An 18,849-nucleotide genomic window follows, 5' to 3' on the forward strand; every position below is an offset into this window, starting at 1 on the left:
CAGGCTATGCCGGCTTGATGTTCAGCGGGACCGCGCGCAGGCCCATTGTGCCCGTGGGCCAAGGCATCTCAGGTGACTTGTCGCCGGCCAGCGTGTACTCGGGAATCCGGGTGTGCCACTCCTCGAGAATCAGCCGCAACTCCAACCGTGCCAGGTGGGAGCCCAGGCATCTGTGCGGGCCACGTCCGAACGCGAAGTGGACGGCCTTGGAGTCCGGTTGTACCTCGTCGGCGCCGGCATAGCGCCGGGGATCGCGGTCTGCACTCCCGTAGCTCAGCATGACCCTGGTGTCCTTCGGCACTACTCGGCCGGCCACCACGACCTCCTCGGTGGTGACGCGCGGGGCGAACGGGACGGGACCGTCGACCCGCAGCAAGTCCTCGATGAACCCCGGTATCACCGAGAAGTCATCGGCAATCCGCTGCCGCAGCTGAGGATCTGAAGCGAGCTTGGCCAACGCGAACCCGACGGCCGAGGTGACGGTGTCGAGGCCGGCCAGCACGAACATGAAGCACAGGCCGAGAATTTCGTTGTCGTTCATGCCGCCGTCGTCGGTGTCGTGGATCAACTGGGTGAGCATATCGCTGCCGGAGGTGTCCAACCGCCGCTCGGCGATGTGTTCGTTGAGGTAGGTGAAGAGCTCGAGCGCATAGGTGAGGACCTCGGGGGTCGGCTCACCGCTACCGGGGTCGGTGAATTGCAGGATCGCGTCCTTCCAATGAACCAGCCTGTCGCGGTCTGCCATAGGCAGACCGAACAGAGTCAGGAACACCTGCGACGGGAACGGCGTGGCGAGATCGGCCACCACTTCGCATTCGCCCTTCGCGACGATCGCGTCGATGAGTTCACCCGCTTGCCGACGCAGCTCGGGCTCACGCTCGGCCATTTTCTTGGGACTGAAGAACGGGTCAAGCATCCGGCGAAACCGCGTGTGGTCGGGCGGATCAATTGCAATGGGTACGAGGGGAACCGGGCTACCCAGCACATCGAAAGCCTTTGCCGAGGAGAAAATCTGCGGCCTCTTGGCCGCGAATTCCACCGCCTCGGCACTGGTGAGCACGATCTCCTCGCCGGACAAGACGGCTTCGCCCGCTTCGCGCAGTTCCCGCCACGCGCGGGAGCGGTCGTCGGTGAACGGCAGGTCATTGATGTTCAGGGTGCCGTTTACGCTGAGCTCGGTCATATCGGTGGAGGATCCTCTCACGTGGGGCCATACTGACGATCCAGAAGAATATGTGACAGTTCACTGTCACATGTGCGAAAGTATCGTCGTCGCGACGAGCGGTGTCAACGATGTGCCGATACCCGCTCTCGTTGTAATGTCAGAACAGCGGACACGGCCAGGAGGTTTGCAGATGGCACGGGGTGACCGTTCGCCACGAAATGAGCATGCGGACCGAACCCGGATGGCACTGCTGGAGGCAGCACTGAATCTGTTCAGCGCCAACGGCTATGACGAGACGACGACGGACGAGATCGCTGCAAGTGCAGGCGTCTCGCCCCGGACGTTCTTCCGGTACTTCCCGACCAAGGAATCGGTGCTGTTCTTCGGTGAATACGACTTCATCGACGCCGTCAGCGGCGTGTACCTCGCGCAGCCGGACGGCGCATCCGACTTCGAGGCGCTGGCGAACTCATTCGCGTTGCTTGCGCCGGGGCTCAAGCGCATCCGCAAGCGGATCGCGCAGTACCACGAGGCCGTGGCGTCGTCGCTGGTGTTGCTCGGGAGGGAGCGCAGGAATCACGAGGCCAACGCAGAGACGGTGGCGAAGGTGATCGCGCAGCGACGCCGCCTGCCCACGCCGGACAGCGAATGCCGACTGCTCGCATCAGTCGGCATGCTGCTCGTGGAGCGCGCACTCAACCAGTGGTTGGCGACGCCGGGCCGCGCCCTCGACGACATCATCCGCCAGGAGTTCGCCGCGCTGCCTGCGGTCCTGAAATAGCTACCGGTCGTCGAACCGGGTGCCGTCCGGACAGGCGCGAGGAGTGTCCGGTCCGCAGTACTGCGTGCGCAAATAGGTCGGGTAGGTCTCGGTGGGTCCGGCATAGAGACCGGCGAGGTTCACCGGCAGGTCATACACGCCGATCGCCACCACGTGCAGGAACCCGGTGACCGCCAGCACTCGGAGCAGTCCTTTGGTTCGATTGCCCACCGAGCCCAGCGTCTCCACACCCGCCTCGACCCGGATCTGCCCGGCGCGGTTCCGGAAGAACATCAGGGCACCGCTGCTGCTGAGCACCAGGGACCACAGAATCGGGCCGTACACCGGCAGCTGGACGGTCTGCCCGGCCCACAGCGTGACGCCGGGGACCGATGCGGGATAGGCAACCAATCCGTGATGCACCGCGAAGATCTCGAGTGGAAATTCGATGACATACACCGCCAACCAACCGCAGCAGAACGTGCGGACCGGCCCTAGCGTCGGCCACTGACGGCGGGCGCGGCCCATGGCCCATCGCGCGATCGAACCCATCGCCAGCGGCATCCAGATGTAGATCATGCCGATCATCAGCACCGGTTCGGCCATCAACCGACTGCCGGGGCTGAGCGAACCTGGCACGTTCTCCATCCAGTTACCGAAGTTGACCAGGCCGGCGTTGTAGAACAGCACCGGTTGAAACCAGTTGATCAGCGGGTCGTGCCACCACGCGATTGTCGACCCGATCACGACGGCGGCCTCGACGCAGAGCTGCCGCTCACGCAGACTCTTGCGGACGACGTAGACGATCGCGACCAGTGCCAGTGTCGGGCAGACAATCTGGAAGGCGGTCATCGCGAATCGGGTGCCCCCAGGGATCGGATCGGGACCCGGGTTCACCGGCGACGCATTTCCCGACACGATCCACGAGATGTACACGTAAGCCGCGACCAGCACGCACACCGCGCCCACACTCGACCAGAAAAGCACCGGCCGAAGGGTTTTGGGCGATGCGGATACTACAGCGGTCGACTTGGTGCGGTTAGGACTCTTCAGTTCGGTCACTGCAACGCCTTCCTGGCAATGTCCTAATAAGATGGCAGTTCACTGTCATAGTGTCAACGGCGCGACTACCGATAGCGTTCGTTCATCAACGCCGCGGTCTGCAGGTCGTCGACTGCCACGCATGCCCGGCGAAACGCGGCGTCGGTGTTCTTCTGCTCCTGAAGGCCAGGCCAGTTGACGGTCATCGCCGTCGCATCCCAGGCCTCGGCCGTGAAGAGCCGATACTGATCGAACGCGACATCGTTGCTCGGAACAGCATCGACGCCCCCGGCCCGCAGGCCGTCGAGGTAGCGCGCGATCAACTCCCGCTCGTGTGTGCGACGCAGCTCTGGCTCCAGCCCGGTGGTCATCCAGTAGGACACCTCTCTCAACCCCGGACCGCGCCAGATTACCTGCCAGTCTAGAAGACCTGAACGACCATCCGGCCACGCGAACGTGTTACCGAGATGAGAGTCGCCGTGCAACAAAGTCAACGGCCCAGCCTCGAATTCCCGGTAGTACGCCTCGGCATGGCGGTCGAGGGCGGCGCAGACGGCGCGCACCGCGGGCGTCACCTCGAGCCGATCCCGACGCAGCGCGCCCCGGCGACCGCGCGCATAAAACAGTTTGAGCATGCCGTATCCCGTTCGGGTACTCCAGGTTCGGACCCACGACAGGTCACCGAGCAGCCGTGGACTTTCCCAAAACTGCGCGTGCAGAGTCGCGAACGCGTCGACAAGGCCTTGGGCATGCGCCAGGTCGCACCGATCGGCCAACGCATACGGTCGCCCGCCGGCGGCGACGATGTCGTCGAGCACGATCAGAAACCGGGCCCCGGCGCCGGCGTGGGCGTACCAGGCATGCGGCGCAACCCCGTTCAGGTCGTCCGCCGCCTGGTTGTAGAAACGTGCCTCGTTGACGGCCATCCCCAGAGTCGCCACCATCGTGCGATTCTTCACCGACAGTGGGGTGCTTTTGGCGAACAGCTGCGCGGGGAGTCCCGCCGCTACCCCCACGTCATCCCAGTCGACAGCAAGCCGCCGCCGATCGGTCGTGCCCGTTGTGCCGTCGAGTGGTGAAACCCGCTGCGCCACAGCGCCCGATGCGCCGCCTACGTGTTTAGTCAGCCATTCGGCCGTTACTTCGGCGGACGCGGACGGCCTTGCCCCCGGGAGCTTCGGCAGCACAGCCGCCACCAATGAGCCCGCTGCCTTGACGTTGGTTCTCGCACTGCGCCGGCGCGCCCGAGCCGCCACACCTGAGTTCTCCATGGCATTCGCCTTCGTCGCAATATTCGTGACAAACTAACTATAGTAAACTAGGTTATACAAGTAGATAACGAAGCCGCTACGTTATTCCGGTCGTCATCATTTCTTGATTTCGTGCGACGAGAGGCAAAGATGCCGATAACCGCCACCGGCTTGGTGCCACCGGCCACCCTCAATCCGTCCGGCGTGTGGTTCTTCAATTGGGTCATTCCCATCGGCGGCAGCATCCTCATCGTGCTTGCGATCGCCGACGCTGTCCGCCGTCGTCGTTTGACCTGGGGCTTCCTCTTCTTGTTCAACAGCCTCGCCGTGTACTGGATGGAGACCATCGGCGACTGGGGGCAAATGCTCTTCTACAGCCCGACATTCGCCGAACATCATCTGCTCGAGTGGCTGCCCCTCAAGACCCCACACGACCCGCTGTTCATGCCATTCGCCTACGCGATGTACTGGGGAGTGCATGCCCTGCTGGTGTTATGGCTAAGCCAGTGGGTGGCGTCGAAGTTCGGCTGGAGCATGCTGAAATCGATGGTGATACTTGCGATCCCAGTGAACTACATCTGGGACTTCATCGTCGAGGGGGCGGCCACCGCGATGGGCTGGTGGACCTACGATCCCGGCATCGGGCCGGTGCTGGAGTGGAGCAACGGAGGCCGCATCACGCTGCTCTGGACCGTCGGCATCATGTGCACATGGCCAAACCTGATCGCCTACTGGGCAGGCAAGCCCCCGATTCGCGGGCTGAACCACTTCGAGCGATTCTGCCGACTAGACCGCTTCACGGTGCCCAAGCCGCCGCCGAGTTCATTGAGCGATCCCACTGGCACAGTTGTGGGTGCCGTTGCCACCATGGAGGCCCGACAGACCAAGCAGCAGCAGTTCGATGATTACCTGAATTACGAGGTCACGATTCCGCGCTGGCGTTTCGAGCTGATGCGACTCGGCGCCTGGTTCGTCGTCTTTCAGATCAGCTTCTTTGTGTTCCTGGTCCTGCCGCTGGTGATCATGCGCTGGGCGACTGGTGCCGAGAGCCCCTACATCCCCTGAACCCAAGGAGCCGGCATGAAAGATCTTCCACCTGAGTTTTTCCTTCCCCCGCAGACCAACTCCGCACTGTGGCAGGAGACCATCAAGCTCGTCGCGGGCTGCGTGGCTTTCATCGTGATCCTCGGCATCGTCGTCGCACTAACACAGGGCATCGTAGTCGAGGGGTGAGGCCTCGCGGTCAGGCGCCCGGCTCATCTAACATGAGTGTCACTTCTGCAGGAGGTGAGGACATGGCGTCAGAGCGACTGGTTGTCTGCGCAAGCCACAGCCCAGGCAAGGAACGCGATGTCGAGCGTGCGTTCGGACATCGGTTCCGTTCCGCGCTGGCTGAGGCGGCCGAACGCGTAGCGCGGTTCGACCCCGACGTGGTGGTGCTGTTCGGTGGCGACCATCGCCGCGCCTTCCGCCACGTCGTGCCGGCGTTCGGAGTGGCATTGTCAGCATCGATTCTGGCCGAGGGTGGCCACCCGGCCGGTGCCCTCGACGTCCCCTCGGCGCTGGCGCGCGGTCTGTGCGAACACCTCCTGTCGGCGGGCTACGACGTGGCGGCGTGCCGCGACATCGAACTGGATCACGCGTTCGCCCAACCTGTCCGGGACCTCGTCGGCGAGTTGGCGGCCAAGCCGGTTATTCCCGTGCCCGTTAACTGTGCCACCGCTCCCCTGCCCGCCGGACGCCGGGTCCGGGACTTCGGTGCAGAGGTCGGCCGATTCCTCGACGGGCTCGCCGAGCGGGTGCTGGTGATCGGCACGGGCGGGCTGTCGCACGCTCCGCCGAGCTTGGAGGTCGACGCTTACGATCTCAGCGACGAGGATCGAGCGCGCATCATCTCCGAGGGTATGGCCGACGCGCGCAACAAGATTCGGCCGGATTGGGACACTGAAGTACTGGACGCGATGGCCAGTTGGGACGCGGACGCATTGATCCGACTCGTCGACACCGCTCACGAACGAGCCGGTGCCGGCGCGAACGAGGTCAGGACCTGGCTCGCGGCCGGCGCCGCGGGGGGAGCCCGCCCCGTCACGCCGCTGGTCTACGAGCCGGTGCCGGAGTGGATAACCGGCATGGCGGTCGCCACCTCGGGGTGACCATCGACGTCGAACACGGTGCGGCACTTCTTGTGTGGGTCCTCCATCGCCTAGGTCGCTCTCAGCACCGGCGTGACGCACGCGACCGCTGCCCGCGAAGACCCGCGCCCAGTGGACAACGCCAGCTGCGCAGAGCACACCAACCGATATTAACCGGGATCACCCAGATAAATTATGGGCGCTAGTACGATCGGGCTGCACAGCTAGATTGTCGGGGGCCAATGGACATCACGGCTATGTCGGGTGAAGCGAAATACTGCACGCCTCCTTATCGGACAGAAAGTGAGCGCGATGCCAATCGTTAGAAGGAAGCCCCGTGCGGGCGAGCCTTCACCGAGCTCGACGGCGCCGGCTTGGTTTGTCGGCGCACTGACCGAGGAGCCCCAACACTCCGACATCGACGTTGACGGCTGCCGGATACATCTGCGCGCATGGGGAAATTCCGGCCTACCGCCTTTGATCTTTGTTCACGGCGGAGCAGCTCATTCCGGATGGTGGGATCACATCGCACCGTTCTTCAGCAAGTCCCATCGCGTCATAGCCCTGGACCTCAGCGGACATGGCGATAGTGAGCCTCGCGGCAAGTACAACCCCTACACATGGGCGCGTGAAGTGCTCGCCGCCGGAGCCGCAGCCGGGCCGTCTGGTCGGCCAACCATTGTGGGTCACAGCATGGGCGGCTTTGTCGCATCCGCGGCGGCCGCTCACTACGGCGAGCAGATCGACAGCATCATCGTCATCGACTCACCGCTAAGGGACCAGGCGCCAGAAGAGGCACGACTTCGCGATCGAAAACGCCACTCGGGCGGTGATATGTCCAGGGAAGAAATCCTCGCCCGATTCCGGCCCGTACCCACGCAGGAGACGGTACTGCCCTACATTTGGAGCCATATTGCCGAGGAGTCGATACGGAAAACACCGACCGGATGGTCTTGGAAATTCGATCCCGCCGTCTTTGACACCAGCCTCGGCCGAATGCCGGCAAATCAGGAAAAGCTCGAGCGGTCAATAGCCGAGATGCCCTGCCGTATTGGATATGTCCGTTCAGAAGCTGGCCTGGTGTCGCCCGACATGGCCGATCGGATCCGGAGCATGCTTGAACTCAGGGGGCCCTTTGTGGAGCTCGCTGCGGCCGGCCACCACCCCATGCTTGATCAACCGCTGGCTCTTGTGGCCACGCTTCGGACATTGCTCGAGATGTGGTCGATTACCTAGCTTCGCGCGCGGTGCCGACCGGTTCGGAGTACCGATCGCACTGGCTCCCGAAGCGGCTGCACCGGTGCCAGAGCGGATCACCGGGTTGGCGGTTGCGACCCCGGCACGACGGGGCCGATTTGCGCAACGGCAGGCACCGGTGCGGGTGTTCTCGAAAACAGCGGCGCCGGGCCCGGCTGACGCACCCCACCAATATCGTGGAACACGTTGCGCGCCAACAAATGTGGATCGTTCATCGCTTCGGCGATGGTCAGCACCGGGGTAACACACGCATCGGTATCGGCGAATGCGCGCGTCCAATGGTCGCGCGGGTGGCGCCCGAAGATTCCGGCGAAAAGCTCCCGCATCGCCGGCCAGCCGGTCTGGTCCCGCTGTGCGCCCACCGCAGCCGCTTCCACCCCCAATACCCGCAGCAGCTCGGCGAAGAACTTCGGCTCGAGCGCACCCACTGCGATGTACCTGCCGTCAGCGCACTCATAGGTGCAGTAGAACGGGGCCGAGCCGTCGAACACATTGTTGCCACGGTCTTCTGACCACCTGCCATCGGCACGCATCGACCACAACACGTGGCCGAGCACCGGCGCTCCGTTCACGATCGCGGCATCGATCACCTGGCCACGCCCGGAGGTGTGCCGCTCGAACAATGCGGCGAGCACGCCGACCACGGCGAACATCGAACCGCCGCCGTAATCGCCGATCAGGTTCAGCGGCGGGGTGGGCGGCCGGTCGGGGTCGCCCATGGCGTGCAGCAAGCCGGTGAGCCCGATGTAGTTGATATCGTGCCCGGCCTGGTGAGCACGTGGACCCGTCTGGCCCCAGCCGGTGATACGGGCATAGACCAATCCCGGGTTGCGACGGCAACATTCGTCGGGACCAAGACCGAGTCGTTCGGTGACCCCGGGACGGAATCCCTCAAGCAGGACATCAGCTCCGTCGATCAGCTTGCGCACCCGGTCGAGGTCCGCGGCGTCTTTGAGGTCGGCCGAGACGATTCGGCGCCCTCGCAATTGGGCTCCCCCGGTGCCATCCCCGGGTCGCTGGACCCGGATCACCTCGGCACCCAGATCGGCGAGCAGCATGGCAGCGTGCGGCCCGGGGCCCATGCCGGCCAGTTCGACGACCGTCACGCCCGCCAGCGGGCCTGTCAGTACCGGCGCGCCGCCATCATCCACGGGACTAGGATAGAACATCTGACGTAATGAACATCTTCATTTGCTGTCCGGTATGGGCATTGAGCCTTCTGCTAGCTTTCATCTGACACTAATGTCACGATAGCCCCCGGGAGGGAAAGGCAATGACCGCTGCGCCGCTTGACGGCATCACCGTCGTGAGCCTGGAGCAGGCCGTGGCCGCGCCGTATGCCACGCGCCAACTCGCCGACCTCGGGGCGCGCGTGATCAAGGTCGAACGCCCCGATGGCGGTGACTTCGCCCGTGGCTACGACCGTGCCGTGAATGGCGAGTCAAGCTACTTCGTATGGCTCAACCGCGGCAAGGAGTCTTTGACCCTCGACCTCAAACAGCCCGCCGGCCGCCGCGTGATACACCAGCTGCTCGACGGCGCCGACGTGCTCGTGCACAACCTGGGACCCGGCGCCGCGGGGCGACTGGGTCTGGATGCCGAGTCGGTGGCCCACCAGCACGCGCAGGTCATCACCGCCACGATCAGCGGATATGGCGACGACGGCCCCTGGCGGAGTCGCAAGGCGTACGACCTATTGGTGCAGGCCGAGGCCGGGCTGCTCTCGGTGACGGGTTCACCCACTCACGTTGCGCGGACCGGTGTTTCGATAGCCGACATCGCTGCGGGCATGTTCACCTATTCCGGGATCCTCACCGCCCTGTACGCACGCGCGACCACCGGGGTGGTGCGCCCGGTGTCCGTGTCGTTGTTCGATGCGTTGGTCGAATGGATGTCCCAACCGCTCTACTACGGCCACTATCGGGGCGCGGCGCCGGCGCGCTCGGGTGCCCGGCATCCGACAATCGCGCCATACGGACCCTTCACCGCCGGAGACGGAGGGACGATCCTGCTGGCTGTCCAGAATCCGCGAGAGTGGCAACGCCTTTGCGAAATCGTCTTGGACCGAACCGATCTGGTGATGGACCCGCGGTTCGCCACGAACCCGGATCGGGTGGCCAATCGCGACGAGTTGGATGCGATCATCACCGAAGCGGTCGCTGGATTGACCGCAGCGCAACTCGAAGAACTCCTGGAGCGAGCCGGCGTGGCGCACGCCCGGATGAACGATGTCGAACAGCTATGGCAGCATCCGGTGCTTTCCGACCGCGGACGCTGGCAGGAGGTCCAGATTCCCGGCGGGCAGGCGGGCGCCCTGGTGCCACCGGTTGGCTTGGTTGGCGTCGAGCCCCGACTCGGGGACGTGCCCGCACTTGGCGCACACAGTCGAAAGATACTGGCAGAGTTGGGCTATTCGCCGCTCGAGATCGACGAATTCGCCACCGCGGGCGTCACGTAGCGCGGCCGTAGAACCCGCGTCTGATGCACGACACCAACAACTCGATGACGTCGTCGTGGCCGATGGGCTCGTCCATGTCGAGTGCCGCCTGTGGTACGCGCGTGACGAGCGCGCGCAGAATCAGCGCCGAGACCACCGGGTCGAACGGATACGCCCCCGGAGCGCTCACCAGCATCCTTGCCGCGCCGACGTCGATCACCACCTGGCCATGTTCCCCGATGCCGAGAATCGTGGGGTCGTCGGTGGTGCCCTCCGCCCAGGCATCGATGCAACCCGAATACCGGTCGTAGAAGTCGACGTACGTGGCCAGCCAGTGCTGCAGCGTGTCCCCCTCGGACAACGGATCGACCTGCGCGATCCGCTCCGCGAACGCGATCCCGGCCTCGTAGATTTCGGCGGCCACGGCGGCGAGCAGGTCCTGCTTGTCGGTGAAGTACTTGTAAAACGTGCCCCGCGCCACGTTGGCCGCCGCGACGATGTCGTCGACGCTGGTACTGCGGTAGCCGCGGGCGCGGAATTGGGCGGCACCGGCATCGGCAAGCGCCGTCACCGTATTGACGGCCCGTTTGCTCAGCGGGGCAACGCGTTCGGCGATGGACAACCCCTCGACGTCAGGTTCCTCGGGCAACTCGACGGCGTCCACATCGCCCGCCGGGTCGCTGCTGGCATGCAACCGTAGCGACGTCAACACCGCGGTCGGGGTATCGGGGAACAACACCAGCTGCAGGAACACCGACAGCGTGTCGACGGTGTCCTTCGCGCTGCGCCCGTAGGCGCGGTTGGTGTGCACGAACAGGTTCATGCGGTGCACAAGCGCGGTCATCGTCATAGCGGCGACTTCGGGGTCGATGCCCTCAAGCCCCGATGCGGCGAGCCGTTCGGCGACCCGGTGGTTGTAGCTGCGCACGAAGCGGGTGATTTCGGGGCGCACCTTCGTGTCCGACGACGCGATGGCCGTCCACTGGATGAACATGGTCGAGTACTTCTCGAACACCCAACTCCACTCGCCCAGCCACCAGTTCAGGTTGTCGAAGCCGACCTCGTCAGGGCCGAGAGGGCCGATACGCCGCGCCACGCGGAACAGGGCACCGCCGCACTCGTTGAGCAGCTCGAGAAATATCTCGTCCTTGCCCTTGAAGTATTGGTACAGCGTGGCGCGGGACACTCCCGCGGCCTTGGCGATCGCGTCCACGGACGTGTCGAAATACCCCAACCTGCCGAACAACTCCAGCGAGACCTCGGTGATCCGGCCCCGGGTACTGGCACCACGAGCGCCAATGGCAGGGCTGGACGGGCCGTAACTGGACCGGCGGACGATCGAGGCTTCGGACATGGTCGTTTCAGCCTATGGCCGATCCGAAGCCCGTGCGTCGCGGTGGGCGGTGTTTCGCGGGATAAAGAACTCCGCGGTCCCGGTGAGCGCAACATCGCCCGTCTGGCGGGTCGCGGTCAACTCAACGGTCAACCGCTCTCCGGCCGACTCCTCGGATACCGATGTGACCGTTCCTGCGCAGGTCAGCACATCACCCGGCCAGACCTGGTCACGGAAACGGACTCCAAAACGCCGCACGTTGCGCGCGCCGAGCCAGTCGGTCGCGAACCCGGCCAGCAGAGCCGCGGAGAACATGCCTTGGGCGAAGACCGAGGGGTAACCCGCCGAACGTGCGAGTTCGTCGTCGTAATGCATGGGGTTGAGGTCGCCGGACGCCCCCGCGTAGCGCACGAACATCTGGCGGGTCAGTGGGCCGAACTCACGGGCCGGTGCCTGCATCCCCGGGCTCAGAGCGGCCGTCGCGGTCACTGCTTCGCCGCTCTCTCGATGAAGGTGGCTTTGGCCTCAGCCACCAATGTGCCTGCAGCGTCCCGATATTCAGTCACCACTGTGGCGAATCGCATCTCGCCTCCGCGCTTGCCCGGCTTGGCGAACCTATCGACCACCTTCTCCTGCGCGGTGAGCGTGTCACCTGCCGCGGGCAGGTCGCCGTGGAAGACGTATTCCTGTTCGCCGTGCAGCAGGCGCTTGCGCTCGAAACCCACGTTGACCCGTACCCCCGGTGGCGCCCAGCGGGCGGCACTGGTCAGAAATGTCGGCGGGATGATGGCGTCGGGACCGCGATAGGCGGGATCATCGGTGAGCATGGCATCGGCGAATTCGCCGATCTTCCCACGCTCGACCACGACCTCCCAGGTCCGCCCAACGTCCAGATCGGCGTCGTTGCCGCGCGATGAAGTCATAGTGACCAATAGTGTCAGAAAATCTGCACTGTGGGAACTGGAAATGGCCTTCACCACGAATGAGCTGCTTGTCCAAAGATGACAGAGGTGCCAGAATCAGTGGCCATGGGCGTGTGGGCTAACGAGTTGGCGGCAAGCTACGTCGCAGGCAAATGGGTGAACGGACCCACCGAAACTCTGGCCGTGACGTCGCCGACCGACGGTGCTGTGCTGGGCACGATTGGCGTGGCAGGCGCCACGGAAGTGGACGCGGCCGTCGCCGCTGCCCGCGAAGCCCTGCCCACCTGGGCAGCAGCCTCCCCCGCCGAGCGCGGTGCGGCGCTGGGCAGGCTGGCCGACGCGCTTGCCGCACGCAAAGGTGATCTGGCAGACCTCACCACCGCCGAGATCGGGTCGCCCAGGTCGTGGAGCACCTTTGGCCAGGTGATCACCGCGACCGGGGTTCTCAAGGCGTACGCCGGCATCACCCCCGATTACCCCTTCTCGGTCAGTCGTCCCTCGATGACGGGGGGCACCGTGGACGTGCGACAGGTTCCCGTGGGGGTGGTCGCGGCCATCGTTCCGTGGAACACGCCGCTGTTCATCGCGGCACTGAAGCTCGGGCCCGCGCTCGCCGCCGGTTGCACTGTGGTGCTGAAGCCTGCGCCCGACGCACCTCTCGAATTCGGCGTGCTGACCGACGCGATGGAGGAAGCCGGGATTCCCGATGGTGTCGTCAACATCGTCAACGGCGGAGCCGCCACCGGCGAATTTCTCACCGCGCATCCAGATGTCGACAAGGTCAGCTTCACCGGCTCGACGGCGGTCGGCGGACGGATCGCCGCATCGTGCGGATCACGAATCCGCCGCTGCAGCCTCGAACTCGGCGGCAAGTCACCGGCCATCGTTCTGCCGGACGCGCCGGTGGAGACGACGGTGCCTGGGCTCGTCGGTGGCGTGGTCGGCAACAACGGCCAGCTGTGTGCAGCGCTCACGCGCATTCTGCTGCCCCGCAGTCGCTACGACGAATTCGCCGCGGCGCTGACCGCGGCCTTCGCCGGCCTGACCGTCGGCGATCCCGCCGATCGGGGCACCGATATCGGTCCATTGATCAACGAGGCCGCGCGCGACAAATTCGAGGGCTTCCTGCGACGCGCGCGCGACAGCGGCGCCACCGTGCTGGTCGGCGGTGAATCGCTCAGCGGCCCAGGCTGGTTCGTGGCTCCCGCGCTCGTCGAAGCGAGCAACGACATGGAGATATCTCGCGAGGAAGTCTTCGGTCCGGTCGCGGTCGTCATCGCTTACGATGACTCGGGTCCCGACCCTGCCGCTGAGGCCGTGGCCCTTGCCAACGACTCCCGTTACGGGTTAGTCGGCGCGGTGTGGTCGGCTGACGACGCATGGGCCGCACAGGTCGCGGCGCAACTGCAGGTCGGATCGGTGGCGGTCAACTCCACCGCGGTGCTCGACTTCGCGAGCCCGTTCGGTGGCTTCAAACAGTCCGGCCTTGGCCGCGAGGGCGGCCCTGAGGGCATCGCGGGCTTCACCGAGTATCAAGCCATCATTCGCTAGCCATTGGGCTGGAGGGGAATTCAATGCAAACCCAAGCAGCGGTGCTGTTCGAGCGCAACACGCCGTGGTCGATCGAGACCATCGAACTCGACGAGCCGAAGGCCACTGAGGTACTGGTCGAATTGCACGCGTCAGGCATGTGCCACTCCGACGACCACCTGGTGACCGGTGACATGCCGATCCGGCTGCCCTGCATCGGCGGGCACGAGGGCGCGGGCGTCGTGAAAGCTGTCGGCGACCACGTGTCCTGGCTCAGTCCGGGCGACCATGTGGTGTTCAGCTTCATCCCGTCGTGCGGTCGTTGCCCGTCGTGTTCGACCGGTCATCAGAGCCTGTGCGACCTTGGCGCAAAGATCTACTCCGGCATGCAAATTCACGACGAGACCGCACGCCACCACATCAATGGCGAGGACATCGCACTGGCTTGCGGTGTCGGCTCCTTCGCACACCACACCGTCGTGCACGAGGCGAGTTGCGTCAAGATCCCGGAGCACTACAAGCTGGAAACCGCGTGCCTGCTGGGTTGTGGATTCATCACGGGGTGGGGGTCTGCGGTCTATGCCGCCGGCGTCCGGCCCGGTGACACTGTGGCGATCGCGGGCGTCGGAGGCATCGGTGCCGCCGCGGTTCAGGGCGCCCGCTTGGCGGGGGCCCGCACGATCACCGTCATCGACCCGTCGGAGTACAAACGCGCCGAGGCCGTGAAGATGGGCGCCACTCACACCGCGGCCGACTGGAAGGAAGCGAAAGGAGTAGTCGCCGAAGCCACCTGGGACCGCGGCGTCGACAAGTTCATCTGCGCGATGGGAGTCGGCGACGGCCAGCTGGTCGGCCAGGCGCTGGCCATGACGGCCAAGCGCGGCAAGCTGGTGGTCACCAACATCCACCCGATGCTCGAGCGCGAGATCCGGGCCAATCTGATGGACCTGACCCTTACCGAAAAGCAGATCATCGGAACCCTTTATGGCTCGGGCAATCCGCGGGCCGACATCCCCAAGATCCTCGAGCTGAGCAGCGCCGGACAGGTGGACCTCGACGCGATGGTCACCCGCACCTACCCGTTGGAGAAGGTCAATGACGGCTACGCGGACATGCACGCGGGCGCCAACATTCGCGGCGTGCTGATCTATCCGCCCGCCGAGACGTAACGCCGCCTCGGGTGATCGGGCACCACCACCGACACCCGTCAGGCGGTAGGCCCCCACTGGGTGACCGATGATGTGAACGAGCCGCCCAGTTTGGCCAATATCCAGGGCGGCAAGCGTTTTGGCATGGGCAGCTGCACCGGGCGGGCACCACGAGCTTCGAGCAGGTCTTCGTATGCGGCGGTGTCGCCACTGAACGGCTGTCCCTCGCCCGCGATGAAACCGTAGAGTTCACAGCCGTCCGGGCCGGCCTCCCAGGGGCCGAACACGTCACCCCACTCGAGCATGATGTGGGTGCCTGCGCCGGCTACCACGTCACCGCAGCGGATCTCACCGGCGAGGATGAAGTTGCTGTGATCGCCGGTGTGGCCGTGCTGAGGGGAGATCGCGCCTGGATCCCACTTGTTCCAGAAGGCAAAGTAGCGGGGCGACAGCTCAATCCACTTCTCCCAGATCGACGCCGTGTGGCCGTCGGCGAACTCGTAGCGGAGCATCTCCTCGGCCGGCACGTCGTCGAGATGCTTGATCGAGGGTCCGCCCCTCATATTTGCACCGCTTCCCAACCGCCACCTTCCGCCGAGCGGTGCGCCGCGTCGATCACGGCCAGCGACAGCAGCCCGTCTTCGAACGTGGCTGCCGCACTGGGGCCGCCGTCGAAGGCAGGCAGCCAGTCCTGCAGCATCAGCGCCATCGCCCGGCTGGCGTGCCCCGCCAGGCCTTTGGGTAGATGCTCAGGATGGTCCGGCTCTCGTTCATCGACAGTCAGTGGGCTCAATCCGTCATCGGTGGCGGCGCCGAGACTGTATGCCGCCGAGCGCAAATCGCCATCGCCGATGATCGTGCCATCAGCTCCGAACAATTCAAGGCGGTAATGATCGGCATGAGCGCCCATCACCGAGAGGCTGAGGACAACGGTCACCCCGGACTCCATGCGCATCAACAGCGCGGCGGTGTCGTCGGCGGTGACGTGCAGGGTGCTTCCGTCGGGCAGGACGCGCACGGGGTCGCTGGTGCGAACCTCCGCACAGACGGAGACCGGGCGCCCGAGCAGGCTGCACAAGAAGTCCAGGTCGTGCACCAGCATGCCGGCCAGGTAACCGCCGCCCTGCTCGCGGTCGTACATCCAGTTCGCCTGAAGTGGATGGCCCGGGTGCCAGTAGGAGGCGCTGCGGCTGACTCGCGCAAAGTACTGGGTGCCGAGGAAGCCCGAACGCACCCGGTCCGCGACGGCCAACCAGTCTGGATTCCAGCGGTTCTCGAAGCAGCAGGCAGTGGGCACATTCCCCGCGGCCGCAGCACGCACCATCGAACGGGCCGCATCGAGGTCCCCGGCAAGCGGCTTCTCGCACAGCACCGGCTTACCGGCCGCCAAGGCGGCGAGCGTCATGTCGTGATGCAGCACGGTGGGTGTTGCAACGGAAATGACGTCCAGGTCGTCGCGGGTCACGAACGACTCCCAGTCGGTCGAGGTTGCCTCGATGCCCAGTTTGGTGGCGACCCGCTCCAGCCGCTCAGGCGTCCGCGCGCAAAGGGCGACGGGTTCGAAGCCCTTCGCCGCCCGAAAACCTGGCACCTGCACGTGCGCACCCCAGCCCACGCCGATGATGCCGACCCGCAACGTCATATGCGCTCCTCGATCTGTTCCAAAATCGGTCTCCAACTAGTGACACTAATGTTAGATATCTATGGGACTCAAGAGCCGGACCGCACCACATCCAACGATTTGGTCGGGTGCCCCGCCATTGCCTAAAAGTGACACTAGTGCCAGAATCGGGAATTGTGAGCGCGATTGACATCGACGAGCAGCAGTTTGCACCGCTGATCGACCTGCAGTGGTGGCAGGACCACCCGGGCGACCGAGCGGAGCTCTACCAGCGGCTGCGCGATGCCGGCGCCCCCGTATTCGTGCGAACCAACCGGTCCGACTCGCCCCGGCCGCGCGGATTCTGGGCGGTCGGCTCGCACCGCGACGTCAGCGACATCAGCCGCAGGCCCGAAGACTTCAGTTCTGGTCAGGGCACGCAGATCTTCGACCAGAGCGCGGAGCTGCGCGAGTACCGTGGCTCGATCATCGATATGGATGATCCCGAACACATGCGGCTGCGCAAGATCGTCTCCCGCGGCTTCAGTCCTCGGATGCTGTCCGCGTTGCGCGGGCTGGCCGAGGAAACGACCGCGGAAATCCTCGATGAGATGCCGCGCTCGGGTGAGTGCGACTTCGTCTCCTCGTTCGCAACGCTGCTGCCGCTGCGCATCATCGACAACATGCTCGGCGTGCCCCGCGAGCACGAGCAGTTCATCCTGCGCGCCACCAATATCGTGCTGGGCGCCTCGGACCCCGAGTACGTGCCCGACCAGACGGTCGAGGGCATCGGGGCGGCCGTCACCGAGATCAGCGAGCAGCTGATCGAACTGCTGAAGGGCATCGCCGAGGACCGCATCGCCCATCCCCGCGACGACGTGATCAGCAAGCTGGTCACCTCGGACGAGGAGAACCTCACGCCCCAGGAGCTGGCGAAGTTCTTCATCCTGTTGATCGGCGCGGGCAACGAGACGACCCGCAACGCGCTCACCCACGGCTTGCTGATCCTCAGTGCTCATCCGGACCAACGCGACCGGCTGCTGGCGGATTACGACCGGCTGGCACCGACAGCGGTCGAGGAGATCCTGCGGTGCGCCAGCCCGGTGATCCACATGCGCCGCACGGTCACTCGTGACGGCGTCACGCTCACCGACGCCAACGGTGACGCCACCCATGTCTTCAACGCGGGCGACAAGGTCGTGGTCTGGTATCCGGCCGCCAACCGCGACCCCGCGGTGTTCGACGATCCGGAGGCGTTCGACATCTCACGAAAGCCCAACAATCACATCGCCTTCGGCGGCCCCGGCCCGCACTACTGTCTTGGGGCGCACCTGGCCAGGCTCGAGTTGAACGTGGCGTTCAAGATGCTCTATCAACGCTACCCGGACATCACTGCGGCTGGGGAACCCGTCATGCTGAGGTCGAATTTCGTCAACGGCATCAAACATTTGAAGGCCACCTACACACCATGACTTCGATCGAGCCGGTGTTGTCCGTCGTGGCGGACGGCATCATGACCATCACGCTGAACCGACCCGAGGCCGCCAACGCGGTGCGACCCGACGACCGGGACGCACTCATCGGACTGTTGACCAACGCAGACGGCGACGAGAAGGTACGGGTCGTGGTGTTGCGGGCCAACGGCAAGCACTTCTGCTCGGGGGCCGACGTGGGCTCGCTGGCCGAGCGCCGGGCACAGGGTCAGAAGCGGGTCATGGAGCCCACGCGCCGCATCATGAACGGCGCCCAGAAACTGGTGGCCGGCATCCTCGATTGCAACAAGCCGGTGGTCGCCGCGGTCCATGGCGCCGCCACCGGGTTGGGCGCACACATGGTGTACGCATCCGACCTGGTGATCGCGACCGAGAACGCTTATTTCGCAGAGTCGTTCGTCAAGCGCGGGTTGGTTGTCGACGGCGGCGGCTGCTACCTACTGCCCCGGCGCATCGGTATGCAGAAAGCCAAGGAGCTGACCTTCTTTGGGGAGCGGCTCACCGCCGCCGAGGCGTTGGCGCTCGGACTGGTGAACCGCGTCGTCAGCACGGAGGAATTCGACACCGTCGTGGCGGATTTCGCCGGCAGGCTTGCCGGTTCGCCAACGAGCGCCATCGCGTTCACCAAGCGTCTGCTCAACGACTCCCCCGACACCGATCGGTCCGGTGCGTTCGTCGCGGAGGCCATGGCGCAGGAGATCCAGTCCTATTCGCACGACTCGACCGAGGGCGTGCAGGCGTTCGTCGAGAAACGTCCGACCGAGTTCACCGGATGGTGAC

19 protein-coding genes are annotated in these 18,849 nt (G+C 65.0%); 10 read left to right on the plus strand and 9 right to left on the minus strand.

Annotated elements, in window-relative coordinates; translation table 11 throughout:
• Positions 1 to 4 precede the first annotated feature (4 nt).
• A complete protein-coding gene (locus D3H54_RS26955) occupies positions 5 to 1,183 on the minus strand; it encodes a cytochrome P450 (RefSeq protein ID WP_149382737.1) in 1,179 nt (392 codons plus the stop codon).
• A 172-nt stretch (positions 1,184 to 1,355) separates the two neighbouring features.
• Between D3H54_RS26955 and D3H54_RS26960 the strand changes: the two genes are divergently transcribed.
• On the plus strand, positions 1,356 to 1,946 hold the full coding sequence (locus tag D3H54_RS26960) for a TetR family transcriptional regulator (protein WP_149382739.1): 591 nt from the start codon (positions 1,356 to 1,358) through the stop codon (positions 1,944 to 1,946).
• Here D3H54_RS26960 and D3H54_RS26965 read toward each other — a convergent pair whose 3' ends face one another.
• Positions 1,947 to 2,987, minus strand: a complete 1,041-nt coding sequence (locus D3H54_RS26965; protein WP_168214980.1) for a spirocyclase AveC family protein — start codon at positions 2,985 to 2,987, stop codon at positions 1,947 to 1,949.
• 65 nt (positions 2,988 to 3,052) lie between these two features.
• Positions 3,053 to 3,982, minus strand: coding sequence for a protein kinase family protein (locus tag D3H54_RS26970; protein ID WP_286199015.1), 930 nt, complete (start codon positions 3,980 to 3,982; stop codon positions 3,053 to 3,055).
• A 384-nt stretch (positions 3,983 to 4,366) separates the two neighbouring features.
• Between D3H54_RS26970 and D3H54_RS26975 the strand changes: the two genes are divergently transcribed.
• From D3H54_RS26975 to D3H54_RS26985, 4 genes are all read left to right on the plus strand, one after another.
• Positions 4,367 to 5,281: a spirocyclase AveC family protein gene (locus D3H54_RS26975; RefSeq protein WP_149382743.1), complete on the plus strand. Its 915-nt coding sequence runs from the start codon at positions 4,367 to 4,369 to the stop codon at positions 5,279 to 5,281.
• A gap of 15 nt (positions 5,282 to 5,296) precedes the next feature.
• Positions 5,297 to 5,449: a DUF7156 family protein gene (locus D3H54_RS31345; protein ID WP_168214981.1), complete on the plus strand. Its 153-nt coding sequence runs from the start codon at positions 5,297 to 5,299 to the stop codon at positions 5,447 to 5,449.
• A 62-nt stretch (positions 5,450 to 5,511) separates the two neighbouring features.
• Positions 5,512 to 6,369 (plus strand): 3-carboxyethylcatechol 2,3-dioxygenase, encoded by an 858-nt coding sequence (locus D3H54_RS26980; protein ID WP_210419605.1) that lies wholly within the window; start codon positions 5,512 to 5,514, stop codon positions 6,367 to 6,369.
• 291 nt (positions 6,370 to 6,660) lie between these two features.
• Entirely contained in the window at positions 6,661 to 7,584 is a 924-nt protein-coding gene (locus D3H54_RS26985; protein WP_149383770.1) for an alpha/beta fold hydrolase, read from the plus strand.
• A 77-nt stretch (positions 7,585 to 7,661) separates the two neighbouring features.
• Here the strand turns inward: D3H54_RS26985 and D3H54_RS26990 are convergent, their stop codons facing one another.
• The gene (locus tag D3H54_RS26990; protein ID WP_149382745.1) at positions 7,662 to 8,774 is read right to left on the minus strand and encodes a CaiB/BaiF CoA transferase family protein; all 1,113 of its coding nucleotides are present in this window, start codon (positions 8,772 to 8,774) and stop codon (positions 7,662 to 7,664) included.
• Positions 8,775 to 8,878: 104 nt separating this feature from the next.
• Here D3H54_RS26990 and D3H54_RS26995 point away from each other — a divergent pair, with 104 nt between their 5' ends.
• Positions 8,879 to 10,063, plus strand: a complete 1,185-nt coding sequence (locus D3H54_RS26995) for a CaiB/BaiF CoA transferase family protein (protein ID WP_149382747.1) — start codon at positions 8,879 to 8,881, stop codon at positions 10,061 to 10,063.
• Here the strand turns inward: D3H54_RS26995 and D3H54_RS27000 are convergent.
• Genes D3H54_RS27000 through D3H54_RS27010 form a run of 3 tightly spaced genes read right to left on the minus strand, consistent with a single transcriptional unit; the run spans position 10,056 to position 12,298 of the window.
• Positions 10,056 to 11,396 (minus strand): TetR/AcrR family transcriptional regulator, encoded by a 1,341-nt coding sequence (locus tag D3H54_RS27000; RefSeq protein WP_149382749.1) that lies wholly within the window; start codon positions 11,394 to 11,396, stop codon positions 10,056 to 10,058. The genes D3H54_RS26995 and D3H54_RS27000 overlap by 8 nt on opposite strands.
• A 12-nt stretch (positions 11,397 to 11,408) precedes the next feature.
• On the minus strand, positions 11,409 to 11,834 hold the full coding sequence (locus D3H54_RS27005) for a MaoC/PaaZ C-terminal domain-containing protein (RefSeq protein WP_149383771.1): 426 nt from the start codon (positions 11,832 to 11,834) through the stop codon (positions 11,409 to 11,411).
• 26 nt (positions 11,835 to 11,860) lie between these two features.
• Positions 11,861 to 12,298 (minus strand): FAS1-like dehydratase domain-containing protein, encoded by a 438-nt coding sequence (locus tag D3H54_RS27010; RefSeq protein WP_149382751.1) that lies wholly within the window; start codon positions 12,296 to 12,298, stop codon positions 11,861 to 11,863.
• 78 nt (positions 12,299 to 12,376) lie between these two features.
• Between D3H54_RS27010 and D3H54_RS27015 the strand changes: the two genes are divergently transcribed.
• Both D3H54_RS27015 and D3H54_RS27020 read left to right on the plus strand, forming a co-directional pair.
• The gene (locus D3H54_RS27015; protein WP_149382753.1) at positions 12,377 to 13,849 is read left to right on the plus strand and encodes an aldehyde dehydrogenase family protein; all 1,473 of its coding nucleotides are present in this window, start codon (positions 12,377 to 12,379) and stop codon (positions 13,847 to 13,849) included.
• A gap of 23 nt (positions 13,850 to 13,872) precedes the next feature.
• Positions 13,873 to 14,997, plus strand: a complete 1,125-nt coding sequence (locus D3H54_RS27020) for a Zn-dependent alcohol dehydrogenase (protein WP_149382754.1) — start codon at positions 13,873 to 13,875, stop codon at positions 14,995 to 14,997.
• Between the two features lie 38 nt (positions 14,998 to 15,035).
• On the opposite strand, the gene D3H54_RS27025 is transcribed toward D3H54_RS27020, so the two are convergent.
• Both D3H54_RS27025 and D3H54_RS27030 read right to left on the minus strand, forming a co-directional pair.
• On the minus strand, positions 15,036 to 15,539 hold the full coding sequence (locus D3H54_RS27025; protein ID WP_149382757.1) for a cupin domain-containing protein: 504 nt from the start codon (positions 15,537 to 15,539) through the stop codon (positions 15,036 to 15,038).
• Positions 15,536 to 16,618, minus strand: a complete 1,083-nt coding sequence (locus D3H54_RS27030; RefSeq protein WP_149382759.1) for a Gfo/Idh/MocA family protein — start codon at positions 16,616 to 16,618, stop codon at positions 15,536 to 15,538. Before D3H54_RS27030 ends, D3H54_RS27025 begins: the two co-directional genes overlap by 4 nt.
• Before the next feature lie 155 nt (positions 16,619 to 16,773).
• Between D3H54_RS27030 and D3H54_RS27035 the strand changes: the two genes are divergently transcribed.
• Positions 16,774 to 18,048: a cytochrome P450 gene (locus D3H54_RS27035; protein ID WP_149382761.1), complete on the plus strand. Its 1,275-nt coding sequence runs from the start codon at positions 16,774 to 16,776 to the stop codon at positions 18,046 to 18,048.
• The gene (locus D3H54_RS27040; protein WP_149382763.1) at positions 18,045 to 18,848 is read left to right on the plus strand and encodes an enoyl-CoA hydratase/isomerase family protein; all 804 of its coding nucleotides are present in this window, start codon (positions 18,045 to 18,047) and stop codon (positions 18,846 to 18,848) included. The genes D3H54_RS27035 and D3H54_RS27040 overlap by 4 nt, the downstream gene beginning before the upstream one ends.
• The last annotated feature ends 1 nt before the right edge of the window (position 18,849 follow it).

This window comes from Mycobacterium sp. ELW1 (assembly GCF_008329905.1).
In the GTDB taxonomy this organism is placed as follows: Bacteria; Actinomycetota; Actinomycetes; order Mycobacteriales; family Mycobacteriaceae; genus Mycobacterium.